This window comes from Enterococcus viikkiensis, assembly GCF_005405345.1.
GTDB lineage: Bacteria > Bacillota > Bacilli > Lactobacillales > Enterococcaceae > Enterococcus_A > Enterococcus_A viikkiensis.
Window position 1 is genome coordinate 12392 of sequence record NZ_BJDW01000012.1, and the last position, 20669, is coordinate 33060.

The 20669-nt window shown below is 41.5% G+C and carries 18 protein-coding genes; 13 read left to right on the forward strand and 5 right to left on the reverse strand.

Annotation, left to right across the window (positions count from 1 at the left end):
• Positions 1 to 274: 274 nt before the first annotated feature.
• The 8 genes from FFM67_RS07685 (at position 275) to FFM67_RS07720 (ending at position 11180) form a co-directional block, all read left to right on the forward strand.
• A complete protein-coding gene (locus FFM67_RS07685) occupies positions 275 to 3595 on the forward strand; it encodes a SpaA isopeptide-forming pilin-related protein (protein ID WP_137613993.1) in 3321 nt (1106 codons plus the stop codon).
• Position 3596: 1 nt separating this feature from the next.
• On the forward strand, positions 3597 to 5102 hold the full coding sequence (locus tag FFM67_RS07690) for a SpaH/EbpB family LPXTG-anchored major pilin (RefSeq protein ID WP_137613994.1): 1506 nt from the start codon (positions 3597 to 3599) through the stop codon (positions 5100 to 5102).
• A 10-nt stretch (positions 5103 to 5112) separates the two neighbouring features.
• Positions 5113 to 6969 (forward strand): SpaH/EbpB family LPXTG-anchored major pilin, encoded by a 1857-nt coding sequence (locus FFM67_RS07695; RefSeq protein WP_137613995.1) that lies wholly within the window; start codon positions 5113 to 5115, stop codon positions 6967 to 6969.
• 76 nt (positions 6970 to 7045) lie between these two features.
• The gene (locus FFM67_RS12520) at positions 7046 to 8224 is read left to right on the forward strand and encodes a class C sortase (RefSeq protein WP_137613996.1); all 1179 of its coding nucleotides are present in this window, start codon (positions 7046 to 7048) and stop codon (positions 8222 to 8224) included.
• Between the two features lie 514 nt (positions 8225 to 8738).
• Entirely contained in the window at positions 8739 to 9692 is a 954-nt protein-coding gene (locus FFM67_RS07705) for a tRNA dihydrouridine synthase (protein WP_137613997.1), read from the forward strand.
• A gap of 241 nt (positions 9693 to 9933) precedes the next feature.
• Entirely contained in the window at positions 9934 to 10209 is a 276-nt protein-coding gene (locus tag FFM67_RS07710) for a macro domain-containing protein (RefSeq protein ID WP_137613998.1), read from the forward strand.
• Positions 10210 to 10333: 124 nt separating this feature from the next.
• Positions 10334 to 10720 (forward strand): ASCH domain-containing protein, encoded by a 387-nt coding sequence (locus FFM67_RS07715; protein WP_137613999.1) that lies wholly within the window; start codon positions 10334 to 10336, stop codon positions 10718 to 10720.
• Between the two features lie 166 nt (positions 10721 to 10886).
• Entirely contained in the window at positions 10887 to 11180 is a 294-nt protein-coding gene (locus FFM67_RS07720) for a nucleotide pyrophosphohydrolase (protein ID WP_137614000.1), read from the forward strand.
• Positions 11181 to 11211: 31 nt separating this feature from the next.
• On the opposite strand, the gene gloA2 is transcribed toward FFM67_RS07720, so the two are convergent.
• Both gloA2 and FFM67_RS07730 read right to left on the reverse strand, forming a co-directional pair.
• The gene (gloA2, locus tag FFM67_RS07725) at positions 11212 to 11601 is read right to left on the reverse strand and encodes an SMU1112c/YaeR family gloxylase I-like metalloprotein (protein ID WP_137614001.1); all 390 of its coding nucleotides are present in this window, start codon (positions 11599 to 11601) and stop codon (positions 11212 to 11214) included.
• A 19-nt stretch (positions 11602 to 11620) separates the two neighbouring features.
• Complete coding sequence (locus FFM67_RS07730) at positions 11621 to 11977, reverse strand: winged helix-turn-helix transcriptional regulator (RefSeq protein ID WP_137614002.1); 357 nt, start codon at positions 11975 to 11977, stop codon at positions 11621 to 11623.
• A gap of 145 nt (positions 11978 to 12122) precedes the next feature.
• Between FFM67_RS07730 and FFM67_RS07735 the strand changes: the two genes are divergently transcribed.
• Positions 12123 to 13331 (forward strand): MFS transporter, encoded by a 1209-nt coding sequence (locus FFM67_RS07735; RefSeq protein WP_137614003.1) that lies wholly within the window; start codon positions 12123 to 12125, stop codon positions 13329 to 13331.
• A 15-nt stretch (positions 13332 to 13346) separates the two neighbouring features.
• Here the strand turns inward: FFM67_RS07735 and FFM67_RS07740 are convergent, their stop codons facing one another.
• Together FFM67_RS07740 and FFM67_RS07745 are read right to left on the reverse strand one after the other, a co-directional pair.
• Positions 13347 to 14717 carry an MFS transporter gene (locus tag FFM67_RS07740; RefSeq protein ID WP_137614004.1) on the reverse strand — a complete coding sequence of 457 codons (1371 nt, stop codon included), beginning with the start codon at positions 14715 to 14717 and terminating at the stop codon, positions 13347 to 13349.
• A 286-nt stretch (positions 14718 to 15003) separates the two neighbouring features.
• On the reverse strand, positions 15004 to 15795 hold the full coding sequence (locus FFM67_RS07745) for a TraX family protein (RefSeq protein WP_137614005.1): 792 nt from the start codon (positions 15793 to 15795) through the stop codon (positions 15004 to 15006).
• Between the two features lie 384 nt (positions 15796 to 16179).
• Between FFM67_RS07745 and FFM67_RS07750 the strand changes: the two genes are divergently transcribed.
• Complete coding sequence (locus FFM67_RS07750) at positions 16180 to 16602, forward strand: RidA family protein (RefSeq protein ID WP_137614006.1); 423 nt, start codon at positions 16180 to 16182, stop codon at positions 16600 to 16602.
• A 47-nt stretch (positions 16603 to 16649) separates the two neighbouring features.
• Here FFM67_RS07750 and FFM67_RS07755 read toward each other — a convergent pair whose 3' ends face one another.
• The gene (locus FFM67_RS07755; RefSeq protein ID WP_137614007.1) at positions 16650 to 17657 is read right to left on the reverse strand and encodes a YeiH family protein; all 1008 of its coding nucleotides are present in this window, start codon (positions 17655 to 17657) and stop codon (positions 16650 to 16652) included.
• A gap of 88 nt (positions 17658 to 17745) precedes the next feature.
• On the opposite strand from FFM67_RS07755, the gene FFM67_RS07760 reads away from it, so the two are divergent.
• The 3 genes from FFM67_RS07760 (at position 17746) to FFM67_RS07770 (ending at position 20636) form a co-directional block, all read left to right on the forward strand.
• Positions 17746 to 18573, forward strand: a complete 828-nt coding sequence (locus tag FFM67_RS07760; protein WP_137614008.1) for a LysR substrate-binding domain-containing protein — start codon at positions 17746 to 17748, stop codon at positions 18571 to 18573.
• Positions 18574 to 18738: 165 nt separating this feature from the next.
• The gene (locus FFM67_RS07765) at positions 18739 to 19308 is read left to right on the forward strand and encodes a LemA family protein (protein WP_170178009.1); all 570 of its coding nucleotides are present in this window, start codon (positions 18739 to 18741) and stop codon (positions 19306 to 19308) included.
• A gap of 14 nt (positions 19309 to 19322) precedes the next feature.
• On the forward strand, positions 19323 to 20636 hold the full coding sequence (locus FFM67_RS07770) for a TPM domain-containing protein (protein WP_137614010.1): 1314 nt from the start codon (positions 19323 to 19325) through the stop codon (positions 20634 to 20636).
• Positions 20637 to 20669 lie beyond the last annotated feature (33 nt).

Here is a 20669-nt window from a genome sequence, read left to right on the forward strand (position 1 = left end):
TTGAGAATATGGCGACCTTTTTAAGGATTAAAAAGTGATAAAACCCCGCTGGTTTCATGGGTTTATTTCATTAGAGAAAATCATTCTTTTGGAGGGTAGCTATTAATTGATTTGATTAAGAAATATTGTTATTATTAAAAATATAATGATTAAATGATAAAATCATTTCGTTATTATTAGTATATAATTATTTAATACTAATTTATAACTAATTGTATTTCTGTTTTGTTGTTGGTAAGTATAAGTGTTTGATGGTCAGAAAGGATAGGTGAAAATGGAGAAGCGGAAAAGTAAGTTCATGTATTTACTGATGATATTCGGTGTGTTGGTTCCTTATTTATTGAACGCTATGAGTATCTTCCCTTTGAATGCTTCCGCAGAAACAGCAGCGAAGCAGACGTTAGTAGACAATGAGCAGATCAAGGTGGAAGTCGAGGGGCAAGTAGTAGACGAGGCTCAACACTGGCAGGTCTATTTTGAGAAGAAAGCGCTTACAGATGGTGTGGAAAGCCAGTTGAAAGTTCGGGTTAATCAAGCAAGTGATACAACGAATGATGATTTTGTCTTTGAAAATGATTGGTATACAGAAAAAAACTTTTCATCTGAAGGAACGGGAGTATTGGAGTTAATTGTACCCAAAGATGCAACAGCACTCCAGCTGGAGCTCCAGATAAATGAGCGCGATGAAGTCGGAGAAGTGTTAGAAGATCAATTAAGTCCGGATGAAGTGGGGCCCTATGAATTAGGCCTAACTCAAGTAACCGAAACGAATGAGACTGCAGAAAACAAGCCAGAAGGAACGCAAAACTCAACCGAAGAGGAAGCGACTGAAACAGAGACAGCGGGCGAAAGTACCGCCGAAGAAGCGAAGAGTGCTACTCAACTGGTGGAAATCCCAGAAGCTGGCAGTTCTGTAGGTGGGTTTTCATTACTAAGTGGTAATCTCGTATCACGGGCAACGTTGGCTGATCCGTTCAAGTATTTTGATAGTAGTAACCCAACTGGAATTTATCCTAAACATAATACAAATCGATATGTACCAGCAGAAGGAACGTCAGATTACATTAAAAACTATAACTATGGCAATGCGACGAAAACTACTGAGGCAGAAGATAATATTGCGCTTTACAACATCACTGGTTCTAGTTTGGACTTTAACAATGGATACCATGAGTACGGAAGTTCAGATCACGGACGGTTAAATACAAAAAAGACCGTCAGTCCAACGAATGATCCGAATGTTTTCCAAGTTCAACTAGATACGATCGGTGATGCCATCCGGCCGATACCAAAAGTCGATATCGTCTTAGTTTTGGATAGGTCTAGTAGTATGGTCAACAATTCCACTAATGGTAAAACACGTTGGCAACAATTAAAAGAAGCAGTTACACAATTCTCTAATAATATGCTAAGCAATTCAGCGACGCATGATGTTCAAATTGGACTGGCAGCATTTGGGTCGGCAAGTTCTAATCCTTATGGTGGGATTGCTTCATTTGGAGACTTTACTTTACCGGGTAGCGGATTGCCAAGTGCGTTGACTGGATTTACAAAAAGCGCAACAGTGCTACAAGGTCATCAGATGTTAGCCTCGGACCCACCTTCTAATTCTGGAACGCCAACGTTTTTAGGAGTAGATGCAGGATTACAACTATTAAATACAACAGGGTATGGAGCAAGATCAGATGCGAAAAAAGTCATTATTACGATTACAGATGGTGATCCGACCTTTAGACCTACGGATGCTTATACTGAGGGTAATAATGTGAGTAATTCATTAAATAGATTAAGCAAAACCAAAGAAACGGGTAATATTTTAAAAATGACTGCTAGTACTACTTATTTTGATGGCACCGGAGGTCAGGGGGATATTATCAATAACAGACAACCCACAGTTGACTTTATAAATAATAGATACAATCAAGTTCCAGGATTCTATCGTTATGGGGTTGGTTTTCATACTGGTGACAGTGCGAATGCTGTGGTCACCGCTCTCGGTCCGAATGGTGCATTCAGAGCAACGGATGTTGATTCATTGATCCAAGCATTGCAGACGGCGATTTCGGAATTGATATCGACGATTTATAAGGCGGTTATTACGGATCCGATGAGTACCTATGTGACTTTAGATACTTCATCGGTACAACATTCGGCTTTATTGCTCTCGCAAACTAGCAACAGATCTTTAACGGTGATTCCAAGTAGCGATACGGCGAATTATCCTGATTTTGCCAAAGCAATTACGTCAAATGTGACCGGTACACAGATCCAGTTAAATAATGTGAACTTAGGATTGAATAAGGATAACCTGCGTCAAGGGTATCGAATAACCTATAATGTCACCTTAAAAGAAGCCTATCGTGACAATACATTTTACCCGACCAATCAGACGACCTACCTAGCCAACGGTGATGGGAATAATAAATACTACGCTGTACCATCGGTCAAAGCCCCCATGCCTAAGGTCGAATTCGAACTGACCAAAGTTGCAGCTGGTACAACGATTGGTCTAGCTAATGCGAAATTCCGATTGTTCGATGCTGCAACTGGTGGGACTGCGAAGTCGGATGAAGTCACTTCTGATGCGACTGGTGTACTGAAGTTTACTAATATCACCCCAGGTACCTATTGGTTGCGAGAAACGGTCACACCTGAAGGATTTCAGACGATGGCTCCAATCCAAATCACTGTGGACCGTCAAGGACAAGTGACAGGAACGGGTATTACAGGTGGAAAAATCAGTAATACCTTGAAACAAATCGATTTGAGATTGAATAAGAAAGACCCGACCGGTGGCGCATTGAACGGCGCGGTATTCAAGCTGAAACAAGGAAATACTGAGTATCCGTTGACGGCGGGGAGCGGGGGTGTCCACACCCTGACTGATTTGAAACCAGGTGTTTATGAAGTGGTCGAAACGAAGGCGCCCGATGGCTTTCAAGTTTTAGGAACGATTGGGACGATCACGATTACAGCAGTGGGTGAGATTACCTTTACACCAGCAGCAGGCGTTACTGGTAGCAACTTCACTGTAGACAAGACGGGTCAGAAGATCCAGATTACGATGAACGCCGTCAACCGACTGAAACCTTTTGAATTGGACCTATTAAAACGTGATGCCAATGACAATAAGTTGGTCTTAAAGGGTGCAATCTTTACCTTATACGATAAAGATCCAACCGATACTTCAGCTAATGCGGTAGCGACTTTGAACACTGGTGAAGATGGCAAAGGTCAGTTTAAGAAAGCCGATGGTTCGCTCTACCTGTTAGAAGCTGGCAAAACCTATTACTTCAAGGAAACGACGGCACCAGATGGGTATGTTTTATCAACGAGCATCTATAAAGTTAGCATCGCCGCTAATGGTAATGTGACTGTGGAAAAAGATGGGGAAGCCTTTCCTAATTCCACCATCACACTTGGTTCAGCTGATAAGAATAATCAAATCGGCTTGACCGTTGACAATGATCCGAAAGCACCATTACCAGAAACGGGAGGACCAGGGCGACTCATATGGTTGATGACTGGTTTTGTTTTGATCGCTTTAACGGTCATCTACCTCTTCAAAGCTCGTTTTGCAAAGGAGGTGCTTTAAGATGAAACGACTAGTCAGAGTGGTAATGCTTGTTAGTTTGCTACTAGCTGCCTTGCCGTTTGTTGGAGGAACACAGGTGATGGCAGCAAATGAAGCAAATGAAAATATTGATTTTATTTTGCACAAGCTTGCGATACCTAGTTCAGAAATGCCAGAAAAAATCCTAAATGATGGGAAAAATGATGGCAAAACTGCTGAGCTACTAAAGGATTATAAAGGATTAGATGGTGTTACCTTTGCCGTTTATGATATCTCAGAAGAGTTTTATCAAGCACGTGCAAAACTAAGAGAAGAGGGATTGCAAGGGACAGCACTGCAAGAAGCGGCTCAAGCAGAAATGGTTGGTCTCGAATTGAATAATCGGGCGCCGTTACAGACTCAGGAAACGGCTACGATTAACGGTGAAGCAGGTCAAGCTAAGTTCAGTTTGCCGGCCAAATCAGAGGACAAAGATGCGATCTACTTATTTCGCGAGACCAAAGCACCCGCACAAGTTGAGGCACCGGCTGAAGACTTAGTAGTCGTCTTGCCGATCATCGATAATGAAACTTCGGGTAGCACGATGAATACGATCCATTTATTTCCTAAAAATGCGATTGTGGAAGAACAGCCGACTTTCGATAAGCAGATCATAGATCAACAGTCGAGTTATCAATTTGGGGATCAGATCGATTATCGTTTGACGACGAGAATACCGATAAGTTTGCTCAACTACACGATGTACAGAGTCTCTGATCAGGCAGATGAAAGTTTGCTGATGCTACCAGAGACCTTGAAAGTCACAGTGAATCAAACGACTTTGGTCAAGGATAGTGATTATCAACTAAAGACGGATGATCATGGCTTTATGCTAGATTTCAACATTGATTCCTTGAAAAATTATACGGGTAAGACGGTTACGATCAGTTATTCCATGCGGTTAAATTCTTATGAAAAGGTGGATCAAGCTTTGCTTAATCAGGCCGACTTGGTCACCGATTTTGATAAGTTAGCAGACCATGGTGAGATCTATACTGGCGGGAAGAAGTTCCTTAAAGTGGATCTAACAGACGAAAGTAAACAGTTAAGCGGTGCGGTCTTCGTTGTCCAAAATGGACAAAATAACTATTTGCAAAAGACGGATACAGGGTATCAATGGACGAAGGATCAAGTTCAGGCGATGAAACTGCAGTCAAACGATCAAGGAGAGTTCCAAGTAATGGGGTTACGCTATGGCAACTATTTCTTAAAAGAGTTGGAAGCTCCTGCTGGCTATGTAGTATCACAAGATCCGATCCCGTTTATGGTCACTAAAGGGGCGTCAACGTTGGCATTGAAGGTGGTCAATAAACCTACGACGAAACAAGTCGTACCGCCAACGCCGCAAATACCATCAACACCAACAGCATATTCGCCAAGTAAGATTTTTCCAAAAACAAATATGCTCACTAATTATTGGTTAGTTGTTGTCGGAGGAGTATTGCTTGTCTCACTTGCCGCGTTTTATAAAAAAAATAAAAAAGAATAGGGGAAAGAAGATGAAAAAATCTAAGTTGATACGTTTAATAACGTTAGCTGTGATGCTGATCAGTAGTCTTACCGCATTACTAGGAGGCGCTCGAGTACTAGCGGTAGACACCGCAAATACGCAAAATATTAGGATCCACAAGTTGCAATTTGAAACTATGCCAGGCAATACGCAAAATACCGGAGCGGAGATGACTTGGACGGGTTCAAAACCGTTAGCCGGAGCGGTCTTTACCGCTTATGATGCTACAACAGACTATTGGACGGCTTATGATGCTGCGCCAGGCAATACAGAAGCGAAAAAAGCGGCAGGAATCGCAGCGGCAAAATTAGCTTCTCAAACAAATGGGATCGCGTTCCCCGCTACTGGGTCTGACGGTATTGCAAATGGTGCTTTGCCAATGACTTCAGGTGGTAGAAAAGCTGTGTATCTCTTTGTTGAAACAACTTCACCAGCAGGTGTCAATCAAGAAAAATCAGTTCCATTCGTATTAGGGTTACCAATCTATGATGAGGGAGGAAACTTAAGAAATCCCGTTCATGTATATCCTAAAAATGAAGTTAAAGAAGTGAGTCTAGGTTTTACTAAATATGGTATCGAAGTGGATGGAACGAAGGCAACGTTAGCTAAAGCTCAGTTTATCTTAAAAGATGTGGCGAGTGGCTTGTACTATAATTCTTCTAATAATAAGTTTGATATTACAGATGTAGCGAGCGCTAGTAAGATCGAATCGAATGACAATGGGATAGTTTCAGTTTCAGGGCTGATATTGAATCCAGGAAAATATGAGTTCTATGAGGTCGATAGTACTGTTTCAACGAGCCAAGGACAGTCTACGGCTAACAACGAGATTTTCCACTATAAGAACAATCCGGTCGTGACGGCAACGGTTGCTACTAATATGGAGGTCACTTATGACTACTACAATCGACAACTAGTCAAACAAACTGGAGCAGGCTCAGCAGAAGCGTATAACTACAAGGTCCCCGTTCCTAAAAAAGAAGCTGATGACACGGATGTTGACGCAGGTCAAATAGTGAAGTTTACGATCACACAAAAAATTCCAGATGATGTCGCCCAATATACAGAGTATAAGTTGGTTGATAACTACGATGCGCGTTTGAGACTGGTATCAACAGATGCTCAAATTTTAAGCAGTCTCAAAATCGGTGGAGCAACAGCTACGGATGTCATTCCAACTTATTCTGCAGGGGCGAATCAATTTACTCTGACTTTCACCCCAAGTCAGTTGGCAAAATACGCTGGAGAAACGATGACCTTTGAAGTCGAAATGACGGTGACACCGGGAACAGATCTAACGACAATCGAAAACAAGATCACTTTTGATAACAACTTCTATGACAAGCACGATACTGAAAAAATAAAGACTTTCGGAAAACGCTTTGTCAAAGAAGACGCCAACACGAAGGAAAAATTGGCGGGAGCAGAATTTAAGATTACTAATGGAAGTGGAAAATATTTACAGTATCAAGATGCTTCCAATAATCCGATCGCAACGGTTACAGGAGATAAAATGGACAGTGCGGTTGCTGTCAAATGGGTCGATAGTAAAGAGGAAGGAACCACTCTTGTCTCAGGTACAGATGGAAAATTCAGTGTCTTTGGAATCGCTAGCAGAAGCTACACGTTGATTGAAACGAAGGCCCCTGACGGCTATGTGACCATGCCAGATCTAACATTTGTAGCAGATGATGGAACACAAACATTACCTGTTATCAATAAATCTAAAGGGATTTTACCATCCACTGGTGGCATGGGGATCATCGGTTTAGTCTTGCTCGGAGTTATCACGATTACTGGAGCGGCAATTTACTTCAAAAAAAGAGCAGGTTACACAGAAGTATAATTGATTGAGTAGGAGTCGACAGTTTTTAATGTTGGCTCCTTTTTTACATAAAGAGGTCGGTGGATGAGGTGATCGAGTGAAAAAAAAGAAAAGAATACTGATGGATATTTTGATGACTATCGTGCTGATTGTGGGAATTTGTGCCGCCTTGTATCCTTTCGTTAGTGATGGACTGAACCAATACGTAGAGCAGCAAGTGATCAGTTACCACCAAAGAAAAGCAAATGAAAAAAATAAAGAACAGATTGCGGCAGAAAAAGCAAAGTTGGCAGAAAAAAACCGCGAGATCGCGAAAAAGAACAACCCTGGGGCCGATCCCTTAGCTAATCAGCCGGAAAAAGAACGGGTGGAGAATCGGAGCTATTTTGAAAAACATACCATCGCCGTGTTGAAAATTCCTGATATCAATGTCTCACTGCCGGTGTATGATCAAACAAACGATGTTTTTTTGAGTCGTGGTGCTACCTTGTTAGAAGGGACTTCCTATCCTACGGGAGGAACAAATACGCATGCCGTTATTTCCGCTCATCGTGGATTGCCAGAAGCGAAATTATTTACTGATTTGCCAAAATTGAAAAAAGGGGATCAATTTTTTATCGAGATTAATCAGGAGACATTGGCTTATAAAGTCGATGACATTAGCGTGATCGAACCGACAGAGACGGAAAAATTAAAAATCGTGGAAGGGCAAGATTATGTGACCTTAATGACTTGTACGCCCTATATGATCAACAGCCATCGCTTATTAGTCCGAGGTCATCGAGTTCCTTATCAAAAAGCCATGAAGAAAAAAATCGATGCGATCGATCGGGACATCAAGCTGAGACAGACTTTATTAGTAATCGGTTGTCTGTTGTTGGCGGCTGTATTGATTACGTTCATCTATCAGCGGATCAAAGCAGCAAAAATTGCGAATCGCAAATATCAATTGTACTTTTTACTGCAGGATCAAGCAGGACAGGGTCTTGGTGGTCAAATATTCCAACTGTATACTAGAAACGGCAAACGGCCTTTAACACGAACAGGCGATCATGTCTATCTAACGACGGATGAGATGGGACGCCTAGTCGAGCCAGCGCTAAGTGGCGGACGCTACACCTTAAAGACAGAAGGTCTCCAGTTAAGAATCAAAGTAAAAAAAGTCAACGATCGAGCGTTTACGATTCTAGGCGGGAAACAAGTACAAGTCGTTGATACAGAGGAGATCCCTCAAGTCCGTGTAATAAAAAAAACCAAAGAGAACAAATTTAGCTAAAGAAAAGCAGTCTGGGGAACGAATCAGTTATTCCTCAGGCTGCTTTATGATAACTTACAATTGGCAAACACAAGTGGGGCGATGAGCCGTCATTTTCCCAATCAACTATTTAAAAAGGAAAGCACACCTTGTATTCTGAACAGCTAGGGGATTGTCGTCATTCCTTTTTAGAATTACTGCTAGCTTCCGAAGAAATGTGATTTATACAAAATTATCGTCAAAAGGTTCTCCGTCCGTTCAATATGAATGTTGAACAACTAGGAATGGAGTTCTTGATGAGAAAAATTTTCGTTGGTTTATCAAAGTACCTCGAACAATGGCATCTACAGAAAGAAAAAGTAATTTAAGGGTATTCAATCAACATGCTGCCTTTAATTTCTCTGAGTAATAAAATAATTAGCACTAGCACAGAAGTTCGTCAACGAAACACCCTTTTTGATTCTTCAGCCGATCCTTAGTATAATGAGCATGTTTTGAAAATCGCGTCTGTGCGCGATAGGAGGAAGTACATAGCATGAAAACTAATTTTTGGGCAGAACTGCCAAAGCCTTTTTTTGTTTTGGCACCAATGGAGGATGTGACGGACGTCGTTTTCCGTCATGTAGTCAAAGCAGCCGGAGCGCCGGATGTCTTTTTTACAGAATTTACGAATTCAGATAGTTTTTGTCACCCGGATGGCATTGACAGCGTACGTGGTCGCTTGACGTTTACGGAAGATGAGCAGCCAATGGTGGCGCATATTTGGGGAGACAAGCCGGAATTTTTCCGTGAGATGAGCATGGCGTTAGCTGAGATGGGCTTTAAAGGAATCGATATAAATATGGGCTGTCCGGTTCCCAATGTCGCGGAGCGAGGCAAAGGCAGCGGTCTAATTTTACGGCCAGAGGTAGCAGCGGAGCTGATCGAAGCAGCAAAGGCAGGCGGATTGCCGGTCAGCGTCAAGACGCGCATCGGCTTTACGGAAAAAGACGAGCTTGAAGCATGGATCAGTCACTTGTTAAAACAAGATATCGCGAATCTTTCGGTTCATATGCGGACGAGAAAAGAAATGAGCAAAGTCGATGCTCACTGGGACCTGATTCCTGAAATCGTCAAATTGCGAGATGAAATCGCGCCGCAAACTTTGATCACCATTAACGGTGATATTTTGGATCGTCAGATGGGGTTAGAGTTGGCAGAAAAATATGGTGTGGATGGTATCATGATCGGCCGTGGTATTTTCAAGAATCCTTATGCTTTTGAAAAAGAAGCGAAGGAACATACACCAAAAGAAATGATGGATTTATTACGGTTGCAACTGGATTTGCAAGATCAATTCGCGGAACAGGTTCCTCGTTCAATCGTCGGCTTGCATCGCTTCTTTAAAATTTACGTGAAAAGTTTTCCCGGTGCGAATGATTTGCGCGTCAGCCTGATGAATACAAAATCAACCGCGGAAGTGCGAGCGATATTAGATCGCTTTCAATAAGCTTGACTAAACGTTCTTTTTCTCACTCTGAGGAAAAGAGCTTTTTTTGATAGTGATCGGTATCGCCCGCTCTTTTTCTTAAAAACTATTGACAGGCCCAATTGCTTTTGGGTACGGTTAACGCAAATAGCTGAATGCCTCAACAAAAAAGGAAGAATTGGCTAAATGTTTGAACTAACAGAAAAAGTGGCGGTCATTACACCGGCCTTTGATTTGGCGGCTGAGTATGTCACTCGTGTAGTTGGCCCCCCGTTATCGTGATGAAAAACAGCGCGAGACGGAGCAGTTGCAGTCTGCTTATGAAGTGATTTTTGATTTGGTGCATCAACAGACGGTTCAGACGCTAACTTTGCCGGTATTAAGTACAGGAATCTACAATTATCCTAAACAGAAAGCGGCAGAAATTTTGTATCGTGTGGCCACTCGCCCAGAAAATCAAACGATTAAAACTAAAATTATTGTTTTAGAACCAACTTGGCTGCCGCTGTTTGAAAAATTGATCGCTGTATCAAGTTAGTCAATTAAGATAACTCGATAGGTGTATTATTTTTTTCACAAATGTAAGCGATATATATATATAAATTATCATCAAGAGGAATACGTGATAAAATAATAAAAAGAAGCAAAAGGAGGGAAAGTTCTTGAAAGCTATCTCTATTCATCCCGAACCAGTTATGGAAATTCTCGCGGGAAAGAAAACAAAGGAATATCGTTCATGGACTACGCATTATCGTGGGCCATTATTGATTTGCTCAACGGCAATCAAAACTCCCGGCTGTATTTCGAGACACGCGGTTTGTATCGTGGACTTGGTTGATGTAGAGCAGTTAGGGGAAGGTTCTTACGCTTGGATCTTCAAAAATGTACGCTGTATCCATCCTTTTTCTATCAAAGGACAGCGACGTCTTTATCATGTTTCAGATGAACGCATCGTGGAACCGATGAGAGGTGAATTTTTAGTTGAGGACGAGGAGAAGGTCGTCACCGAAGAATTCTGGCAAAAATATTATCTCACATTGATTAGTTAATTATTTGATTTTGTAAGCGCTTTTTATAAAAATATTGAAAGTGCTAAACGAGTTTTTGAGTGTTAAGGGGGAGTAAAAAGGACTAGCTAGATTCAAGGGGTTAGTGAGCTGGTGGAAAAGCGATGCCCTGTTTCTGTGGTAGAATAGGAGCGAAAGAAGGTTGACTATGAACAGTATGGAAAAAATCAATCAATTTCGTGATGAACGAAACTGGCGTCCTTTTCATAATGAAAAGGATTTGGCACTGTCGATCACATTAGAAGCCGCGGAGCTGTTAGAACTTTTTCAATGGAAAGACTCAGAAGAAGCGCGAACGCAAACTGAACGCTTGAAAGAAGAGCTAGCGGATGTGTTGATTTATTCGTATATGATGGCAGATAATTTAGACTTCGATATTGATGAGATCATCAGTGAAAAATTAAAGAAAAACGCCATCAAATACCCAGTTGATAAAGTATAAAAAAAGCGGCAGAGCGAATCTGCCGTTTTTTTTATTCGTGTAGTTCTAACGGCAAACCATCGGGATCGAAAAAAAACGTCATCCGATCCCCGGTAAAATCATCTTTACGTAAAGGTTCGCAATCCACGCCTTGTTCCTTTAAGTAGGCGACTGTCGCTTCGATGTCTTCTGTTTTAAAAGCGAGATGGCGCAACCCAGAAGCTTCAGGAAAACTGGGACGTCGAGGTGGTTTTTTTACGGCAAAAATTTCTAATTCAGCGTCCTTTAGCTGCAAGTCTAATTTATAATCTTCTCGTTCTGGACGATAATTTTCACGAATGATCGGAAGACCTAAAATATCGACATAAAAATTACGCGCCTTCTGATAATCAGAAACAATGATCGCCACATGATGAATGGCGGAAAAATTTGGTGTTGGCATAAAAGGGCTCTCTCCTCTTTTAGGGTGTTTTTTCTAAACAAACTGCGTGACCTTGTTCTTGTAGATGAGCGACGTGTTGCTCGCCCCAACTGCACAGATTATCCAAAATGTCTGAGAGACTGCGGCCGTATTCACTTAAAGAATATTCGACCTTCGGCGGGACTTGCTGATAGACTTTGCGGTCGATGATGTTGTCTTCTTCTAATTCCCGCAACTGAGAGGTCAGCATTTTTTGACTGATGCCGGTGATTCCCCGTTTCAAATCACTAGGGCGCATCGGTCCATGCCGAAGATTACATAGAATGATCGGTTTCCATTTTCCACCGATGACAGCCATCGTGGCTTCGACACCGATCATATACGCACGATTTTCCAATTTTTTTTGCTCCTTTAACGCTTGATATGATCCAATAGTTACTAAAAGGTATCTATGGTACAAAAAAGTGGGTACTTACCAAAAGATCTTCCACAGTATATAGTATCTTCTTGTAGCTTACAAATACTTGCTTTGGAGGAAGAAAATGGAAAAGAAACTATCACCTAATTTAACGTTATTTGCTTTAGCGATCAATGCTTTTGCGATTGGATCGACGGAGTTTATCAGTGTCGGCCTACTGCCAATGCTGGTCAAAAGCTTTCACGTCACATTGGCTCAAGCTGGTCTGACTGTCTCACTCTATGCGTTAGGTGTCACGATTGGTGCGCCACTTTTGACTGTCTTAACAGGAAAATGGAATCGTCGCAACTTGATGCTGGGTATTATGTTGCTGTTTATCAGTGGAAATCTACTGGCAGCCTTTGCGCCGACTTTTTCAATTTTATTAGTTGGTCGGATTTTAGCGGCGCTTGCTCATGGCATCTTTATGTCAGTCTCTACAGTGATCGCGGCGGATGTCGTGGAACCTTCACGGCGAGCAAGTGCGATTGCGATTATGTTTACGGGTTTGACAGTTGCAACGGTAACAGGCGTACCATTAGGAACCTTTATCGGTCAGCAAACGACTTGGAAAATGTCCTTCATTTTTATTGCAGTCGTTGGTTTAATTGGATTGATTGCCAGCAGTTTTTTAGTGCCTCGCAATTTGCCGATACCTGGAAAGGTGGATTTAAAAGGCTTTGTACGAATCTTTACGAACAAATCATTAGTCATGTCCTTTTTAATCACGGCATTTGGGTATGGCGGAACTTTTGCAGCGTATACTTATTTATCGCCAATTTTAGCAGGTTTTGGTTTTTCTGCTAGTGCGGTAGTCCTTATTTTGATCGTGTACGGCATCATGGTAGCGATTGGAAATACGATTGGTGGGCACTTTGCCAATGCCCAACCGTTGTCGTCATTGATGAAGATGTTTGGATTGTTGTTGGCTGCGCTCGTCTTTTTATTTGTGACAGTTTTGCTTGGAAATACCATTTTAGGATTGTCAGCAGCACTGTTGTTAGGCCTATTTGCCTTCATGAATGTCCCTGGCTTGCAGCTGTATGTCGTAGAGCTCGCTGAAAAATATGTTCCACAAGATATTACTTTGGCTTCAGCCTTGAACATCGCCGCGTTTAACATCGGAATCACTTTAGGTTCGACGGTTGGTGCTCAAGTCACAGGTAAAATAGGACTTACCTACACACCGATTTTTGGGGCAGTGATTGTTTTATTAGCGATTCTTTTGATTGGGAAAGTGAAAGAAAGTGAATCAGTTGAATCAATTGATACCATGAGTGAATGTGAAGAATAAAAAAAGAACCAGCCATCAAACGATGGTTGGTTCTTTGCGAAAATGAATCCAACAAGCAATCAAAACGATCACTAGCAGTGCAAGTAGAAAGAGCAACGAGATTTGCGAACCGGTAACGGTGGCGGCGATAAAATCCGACTGAGATTGCTGTGCTAGATTAATGATCGTCGCGACGATTGCGGTAGCGACTGCACCAGAAAATTGTTGCAACGTATTGAAAAGCGTATTGCCGTCGCCATAATCGGATTCAGGCAGTAAATTCATGCCGGTGGTCATCAGATTGCTGTAAGCAAAGCCGATTCCGATCATATAAAAGACGTGGCCTGCTACAAAGCCCAATAAAATGGGGGCTCGTAATAATACGGTCAAAGCGATCCAGCCGATCGTCGCTAAGCTCAGGCCTAGTAGAATCGGTTTTTTTGAGCCGAAGGTATCTAAGACGCGGCCAGAGATTGGTGCTAAGATGGCCCCCACCGCAGCACCCGGCATCATAACTAAACCAGCAACAAATGCGTCTTTGCCTAAAACAATCTGGATGAAGTTTGGCAGGACGAAGGAAATCCCTAAAAGTAAAAACTGACACACGAGAAAACCGCATAAAAATAAAACGAAGACGTTGTTTTTCAGAACAGTAATGCGCACCAATGGATTTTTTCCGCGAGTTGCTTGCCGATAAAAAATCAGGAGACCTAAAATTCCAATGGCTAATGATACGAGACTTAGCCAGCTACCTAGTTGATTTAAGAACATTAATAGCCCACTAAACAGAAGGGCCACGCCTAACAAACTGACGATATCCAGTCCGCCGGATTTTTTGACCGGCATTTCGGGGATCGCATATAAGCCGATAATTAACGACAAAGCCAAGACTGGTAGTAAAAATAAAAAAATCGAATGCCAAGACAGGCTAGCAGTCATGATTCCACCGTAAGTTGGGCCGATTGCCGGCGCAATGGAGGTCGTCAAGGTTCCAACTCCCATCATTGTTCCCCGTTTATGCATCGGCGTAAAGTTTAAAATAATATGGAACATCAACGGTAGCGCGATTCCGGTACTGATCCCTTGTAACAGGCGTCCTGCTAACAAGATACTAAAAGAAGGCGACCATAAGTCTGTCACCAAACCGACGATAAAAAAGAGATTAGCAACTAAAAATAATTTTCGAATCGAATAATTTTTCAATAAGTAATTTGAAAAAGGCACCATGATAGAGATCACTAAGAGATATATCGTCGTGACCCACTGTACCATTCCGGTGGAGATCCCGAATTGCTTGATTAAAGTTGGGAAGGTGACGTTCATGGCGGTTTCGATCAGGACACCAGCGAAGGACATGATTCCAGTGGCTAAGACAGCATACAACAAGTGGATTTTCTTTTCTTTCATTTTATAACCTCACAGATTTTACTTGAATAATCGCATAAAAAAACGAAGTGGGACTCGCAGCTACTTCAAAGCATCGGACTCATTTTTCTAAAAAAAAGAAAATGAATGCTCTTCAGTACACATACGATTCCACCAAACTTGCTAAAATAAGAAGTGGAATTCGCAAAAAGAGAGAGATGGTTTCTAAATTAATAGAAACCGCCTCTCTCTCGACACGCGAAAGCGTGTTATCTGTACGATTTATTCACAATCAGCATTGTACGGCTTTTTTTGGCGAAGGTCAAGCTTAGTGCTGGATTAAAAAGCTGATAACGGCGAATAGTGCGATATGAGCGGGATAAAAAATGTAGAAGAAATTCCGCATGCTGCGGCCTTTTTCTCCGTTGTATAGGATGATAGGAATGGCTGAAAAAAGCATCATCCATTGGAAGTTAAAGGTAAAGGCATGCTGTATGCCGCCTCCAAAAACGAGCGTTATTACAGCGACTACAACTAATGCAGCAACTTGTAACAGTTTCTTACCGTGGAATAAATAGAACAAGACGGCCAGTAAAACAAATAAAATTCCTCCCTCAGTCAGTAATAAGGTCGGTACCAGCAAAGTAAATATTTGGAAGAAAATCGGTCCAACTTCTGACTCGAATAAGCTGCTAGATAATAAGGCCATCGCTAAGATACTTAACAGTGTTGGAACAAGGAACCAGATCAATCCTTTGAAAAAAGTTTTGCGTTGTTTGAAGTATTCGCACGCTTGCATATAGACGGTCCCTAAGAACAACGTTCCAAAAATATTATTCATAATAACAGTATCGCCAGTCATCAGATAACGGTTGATAATTTGGCTGATAATTCCCATGATCCAATAGCCCACCAACAAACGGAACATATATTTTTTTCGATTGCTTGTATGAATAAAGCCCTCGGAACTTTCAAAAAGGAAAATCGGTGCTGCGATTCGTCCGATCCAGTGAAACCACATCGGAACTCCTAGAAATAGGAAAAATTCTGCTAGATGATCGAGCACCATCGTTACGACCCCGACTACTTTTAACTGGAAACCAGTCAATCCATGATTCATTAAAAAACTCCTCTCTCTTTATTTCAAAGATACCGAAAAAAGTGATATCTTACCATGTATTTAACGAACAATCAACTTACAAAAATGAGAGGAAGAGAACAACTAAATGTCAGAAAATTCTTTAAACTCATTGACAAGCAAAGTAACCTCCGTTATGATTACAATCATAAATTAATTTAATTGCCATTTAAATTTAATTTAAAAGGAGAATTTCTATGAACACGACGACTGCTTGGCAAATGATTATTATTAGGCGTAGGACTTGAGACTTGTTTTGAAAAAAACGGTTTGAAGTCCTGTTTGACATTTGTTAAGTGGGATTCTCCAGCATCTCACTGATAAAGGTGGGATGCTTTTTTGATTTTAAAAAAAGGAGTGGGAAAAATGGAAAACAATGTAGCGAAACTGGATTTTCAAGAGGTAGCACCTGTTTACACCGTCGAAACAAATGAGGCACCACAGGCAATTGGTCCTTACGTTCAAGGAAAAGTCGTCAATGGGTTCTTATATGCCTCGGGCCAGATTGCCTTGGACCCAGTCACTGGAGAATTAGTCGGGGAAACGATTCAAGAGCAAACGAATCAGGTGCTGCAAAATGTGGGTGGCATTTTACGAGCCGTCGATCTAGATTATGATCAAGTTATCAAAACGACTTGCTTTTTGAATGATATCGGTGAATTTGTCGCATTTAATCAAGTCTATGAAAGTTTTTTTTCCAATGAAAAACCTAGCCGTTCGTGTGTAGAGGTGGCCCGCTTGCCTAAGGATGCGTTGGTGGAAGTTGAAATTGTTGCGGTGGTGAAATAAAAAAAAGAAGGACGTGTACTCACCAGTTGGTTGGCACACGTTCTTCTTTAAATGTGTAAAAGAAAAATTAACACGACTGCGGCGATGGTTTGCAGTGTGCCAACTGATAATCCATAAATCAAAAAATGCGGGCCTTCTTTTAAAAATTTACGAAAATCCAAACGCAAGCCGATGGCAGCTAAGGCAATTGTTTCAAACCATGAACTGATAAAATGAGCTCCCTGGTTAAAAAAGCTAGGCAAAGGCAGGAAGCTATTCACTATGCAGGCTAATAGAAAACCTAGAACATACCAAGGAATCGGAAATTTTTTCTTGGCGTTTTTGGTAGTGACTAATTGATCGCGGCGTACTTTTTGTTCAAAGACGAATACTACAACAACGAGAAAAATGATTCGTGTGATCTTAAACAGCATCGAAAATTTGACCGTTTCGGCATTGACTAGGCTAGCCCCGGCAACAACTTGTCCAACGGATTGTAACGTGCCTCCTAATAAAGCACTCTTAGCGAATAACGCATTGCCGAATAAATGAATTCCTAAAAAGGGCAATGTAAGCATCATCACGGTTCCTAACAGATTCACTAGTGTGATGATCTGTCCTTTTTGATTATCGTCTGCTTCAATCGCTGGTGCAATTGCTCCAATGGCAGAAGAGCCACAGACCGCATTTCCACCAGCCATCATCAAGGCCATTTTTTCATTAAAGCCGAGTTTGCGGCCTAGTAGATAAGCTCCAAAGATGACGATCGTCATGAGGAGTAGGATAAAAATCAGCCCTTTGACCCCCATTTGACCAATCGTTTGGAAGGTCACCGTGAGGCCTAGTAAGACGACAGAGTATTCCAACAGCCGACTCTCGGAAAATTTTGTCCCATCTGCGAGACTTGGTTGTTTAAAAAAAGTATTCCCTAAGAGAATCCCTAGTAAGATCGCCAGTGTTGCTGCACCAAGCTTTGGTAGCAACAGCGCCAAGAGCTTACCGCAAATCGCGACAGCTATCGACAAACTTAAGCCAGGAATGAGTTTTTTAAACGACATAAAAAAATTGTTAGACATAGGCAGGTTCCTTTCTATTAAATTTATTATAACCAACAACTTTCATTATTATAATTTATTGATATAATACCTTAGATAGAAAAAGTTAATGGAAGTGATTACGATATTTAAATGGCTAGAAACCTTTAAAGTGGTTTATGAAACCAAAAATTTTTCTAAGGCTTCGGAGATTTTATTTATTTCCCAGCCGACGGTTTCTTCACAGATCAAACAGTTGGAAAATGAATTAAACACACAGTTGTTCATTCGCAGCGGTCGTAAAGAAGTCTTGGTAACTCAGCAAGCAGAAATTTTATATGAGCGGGTCGTGGATTTGATCGATGACTGGGAGAATCTGTATCAAGCAGTTCAAATCAATCAGCAGAAAACTATCCGGTGTGTAATCGGTGCTTCACACACCTTTGCCAATTATATTTTGCCAACCTTGCTGATCGACTTGTATCAACACTTTCCTCATATTCGTTTCAGCGTTCAAATGATGAATTCACTAGAAGTATTGCAGGCGGTAGAGCATCATACGGTTGATCTTGGGTTTATTGAAAAACCATTATCCTCAGTGAACATCAAACGGGTTTCTTTAATGGAGGACCAATTAGTTTTGGCTGGCGATCCTAAGACCGGTCCTTGGCTCATTCGGGAAAATACTTCTGGCGTTCATTATTATACGAAACGTTTTTTAGATGAGGGCGATATCAAAGATCCAATCATCGAGATTCAAAATAATGAGATCATTGTAGGGTTATTAAAGCGTGGCTTCGGTTGCTCGGTAATTTCTGAACGAGCTGTTGAAGGGATTTCTTACCAAATGTTGGATGATAGCTTTAAACGACATTTTTATTTGATTCGGCGGAAAGCCCAAGACTCTGAAGAGATTGAAAAATGTACTAAGTTTATTGAGAAGTGGTGTAAACAGTAAGAGTTGTGAGCGATGATTTATTTAAGAAGAAGGAAGCAGGATAAAAAAATTATCCTGTTTTTTCTTTGTCAACCACCTAACTGAAAAATCGGTCGAAAGGCTGAGGCGCGCCACTGGGCGAGTGCTATAATTAGCTCAATCACAAAGAAAAAAGGATTGATGAAAATGAAAAAAAATTCAGGGCTTATTGTTGGGATGGGTGTGATTCTTTTAGCGATTGGCGTTTACTTGATCACCACCTATAATTCATTGGCTTCAGCGGAAAACAATGTCGATGCCAAATGGTCGCAGGTTGAAAATGTGATGCAGCGACGAGCAGATTTGATTCCGAACTTAGTGAACAGTGTGCAAGGCAGTATGAATCATGAAGAAAAAATCGTCAAGGAAATTACAGACGCACGAAAAGCCTACAACAGCGCAAAATCGCCTGCAGAAAAAAACGCGGCGAATAATCAGATCGAACAAAGTTTAGGAACAATGGTGAATGTGATCCAAGAAGATTACCCAACACTAGCTTCAAATGAAAATGTTAAAACATTGATGGTACAACTAGAAGGAACAGAAAATCGGATTTCCGTTGAACGAAAGAATTATATCGAAGAAGTCAATGATTACAACCAAAGCTTAGTCCGCTTCCCCAAAAATATGGCGGCGAAAGTCTTAGGTTTTGATAAAAAGGCAAATTTCAAAGCGGATGAAAACGCCAAAGAGGTGCCTGACGTTAGTTTTGAATAAGGATGGGTGGAAAAATGAAAAAGGATCCGTATGGTTCAAGGGAACAACTTCATCAAACGGTTGTTGAAAATTACCGCAAATTGCGTAGACGCAACGGTATTTTTTCATTCGTGTTAGTGATTGTATTGCTGGTGAGCGGATTTTCATTCTTTACATTCGTTACTAGCGGTGGCTATGGCGATAAAAAGGCGGGCTACGATCAGCAACTAACAAAACTGGATCAGGAACGAGCAGCTATTCTAGCTGGTAAACAGGTGACTGTTACACAATCCTTCAAAACGACTATGAATGACAATTTGTCCAACTTAAAGGAATATCCAAGGCAGGCCAATAATTATCAAGTCGCGATTAAAGGGACGGATAGTCATTTGACGATTAATAAGAATAATGTTTTCGTTTCTGACAACGCGCGGATGCTGAGTGATAAACTGAAACAAAAAATTTATCAATTAAACAAACAGCTGGCGGCAAGTACCAACGGCGCGCAATTAGCCGTCGTTACCGTATCTGAACTGCCTCGTGGTCAAGATATCGAGTCTTATGCTAATACGATCTTTAATCAATTGGGTATCGGCGATAAACAGGAAAATAACGGCGTCTTGTACCTGATTGCTTTAGACGAGCGAAAATTTCGATTAGAGGTGGGGTACGGCTTGGAAGGTTTGATTCCCGACGGTAAGGCAGATGATATTATCAATAATGACGACGTAGTGGATGCTTTTAAGGATGAAGCTTATGATCAAGGCGTCAATCAAGTGATCGATGAAGTCTTCGCCACCATGAATACGAAGACAGCGCTAGTAGATTCGCAAATTGCTCAAGTAAAGGATCAACGGACACAGCTGATGTTTTTCCATTGGATGGGCCTAGTTGTATTGAGTCTCTTGTGTTTAGTCAGTCTGATCAGTCTGATAAATCTTTTGCGGGCACGCGTCTTTTTAAAAGACACCTATAAGCGCTATCAGCGTGAAACGACTAGGATCGTTAGTGATAAAGCTTTGAATCAAGCAGCACAGCAATCGCCGCTGTATGCGATTTTCTTAAGTGGCTTAGTAATCGGCTTGTCTGTTAGAGGGATTAAACGAGCAATCATTCAGGGACAGCTGCTGCGTGATCCAGCGGCGGAAAAGAAATTGTTCGGCCGGATCTTGATTGGTGATACTCTTTATTCTGGCAATGGGAATGTACTAACGACAGCCTACTTAGCATCAAATTATAATTCCGATAATTGGTCGGACAATAATAACAACAGCTCTGGCGGTGGCTCCTCGTGGGGCTCCTTCGGTGGTGGGTCCTCCGGTGGTGGTGGCGCTTCTGGAGGCTGGTAATAAAAAATAGAAAGACGTTTACCAACTTTTGGT

Coding starts and splice junctions, on each gene's coding strand:
- FFM67_RS07685 (WP_137613993.1), top strand. CDS start 275: ATGGAGAAGCGGAAAAGTAAGTTCATGTATTTACTGATGATATTCGGT.
- FFM67_RS07690 (WP_137613994.1), top strand. CDS start 3,597: ATGAAACGACTAGTCAGAGTGGTAATGCTTGTTAGTTTGCTACTAGCT.
- FFM67_RS07695 (WP_137613995.1), top strand. CDS start 5,113: ATGAAAAAATCTAAGTTGATACGTTTAATAACGTTAGCTGTGATGCTG.
- FFM67_RS07705 (WP_137613997.1), top strand. CDS start 8,739: ATGAAAACTAATTTTTGGGCAGAACTGCCAAAGCCTTTTTTTGTTTTG.
- FFM67_RS07720 (WP_137614000.1), top strand. CDS start 10,887: ATGAACAGTATGGAAAAAATCAATCAATTTCGTGATGAACGAAACTGG.
- gloA2 (WP_137614001.1), bottom strand. CDS start 11,601: ATGCCAACACCAAATTTTTCCGCCATTCATCATGTGGCGATCATTGTT.
- FFM67_RS07735 (WP_137614003.1), top strand. CDS start 12,123: ATGGAAAAGAAACTATCACCTAATTTAACGTTATTTGCTTTAGCGATC.
- FFM67_RS07740 (WP_137614004.1), bottom strand. CDS start 14,717: ATGAAAGAAAAGAAAATCCACTTGTTGTATGCTGTCTTAGCCACTGGA.
- FFM67_RS07745 (WP_137614005.1), bottom strand. CDS start 15,795: ATGAATCATGGATTGACTGGTTTCCAGTTAAAAGTAGTCGGGGTCGTA.
- FFM67_RS07750 (WP_137614006.1), top strand. CDS start 16,180: ATGGAAAACAATGTAGCGAAACTGGATTTTCAAGAGGTAGCACCTGTT.
- FFM67_RS07755 (WP_137614007.1), bottom strand. CDS start 17,657: ATGTCTAACAATTTTTTTATGTCGTTTAAAAAACTCATTCCTGGCTTA.
- FFM67_RS07760 (WP_137614008.1), top strand. CDS start 17,746: ATGGAAGTGATTACGATATTTAAATGGCTAGAAACCTTTAAAGTGGTT.
- FFM67_RS07765 (WP_170178009.1), top strand. CDS start 18,739: ATGAAAAAAAATTCAGGGCTTATTGTTGGGATGGGTGTGATTCTTTTA.
- FFM67_RS07770 (WP_137614010.1), top strand. CDS start 19,323: ATGAAAAAGGATCCGTATGGTTCAAGGGAACAACTTCATCAAACGGTT.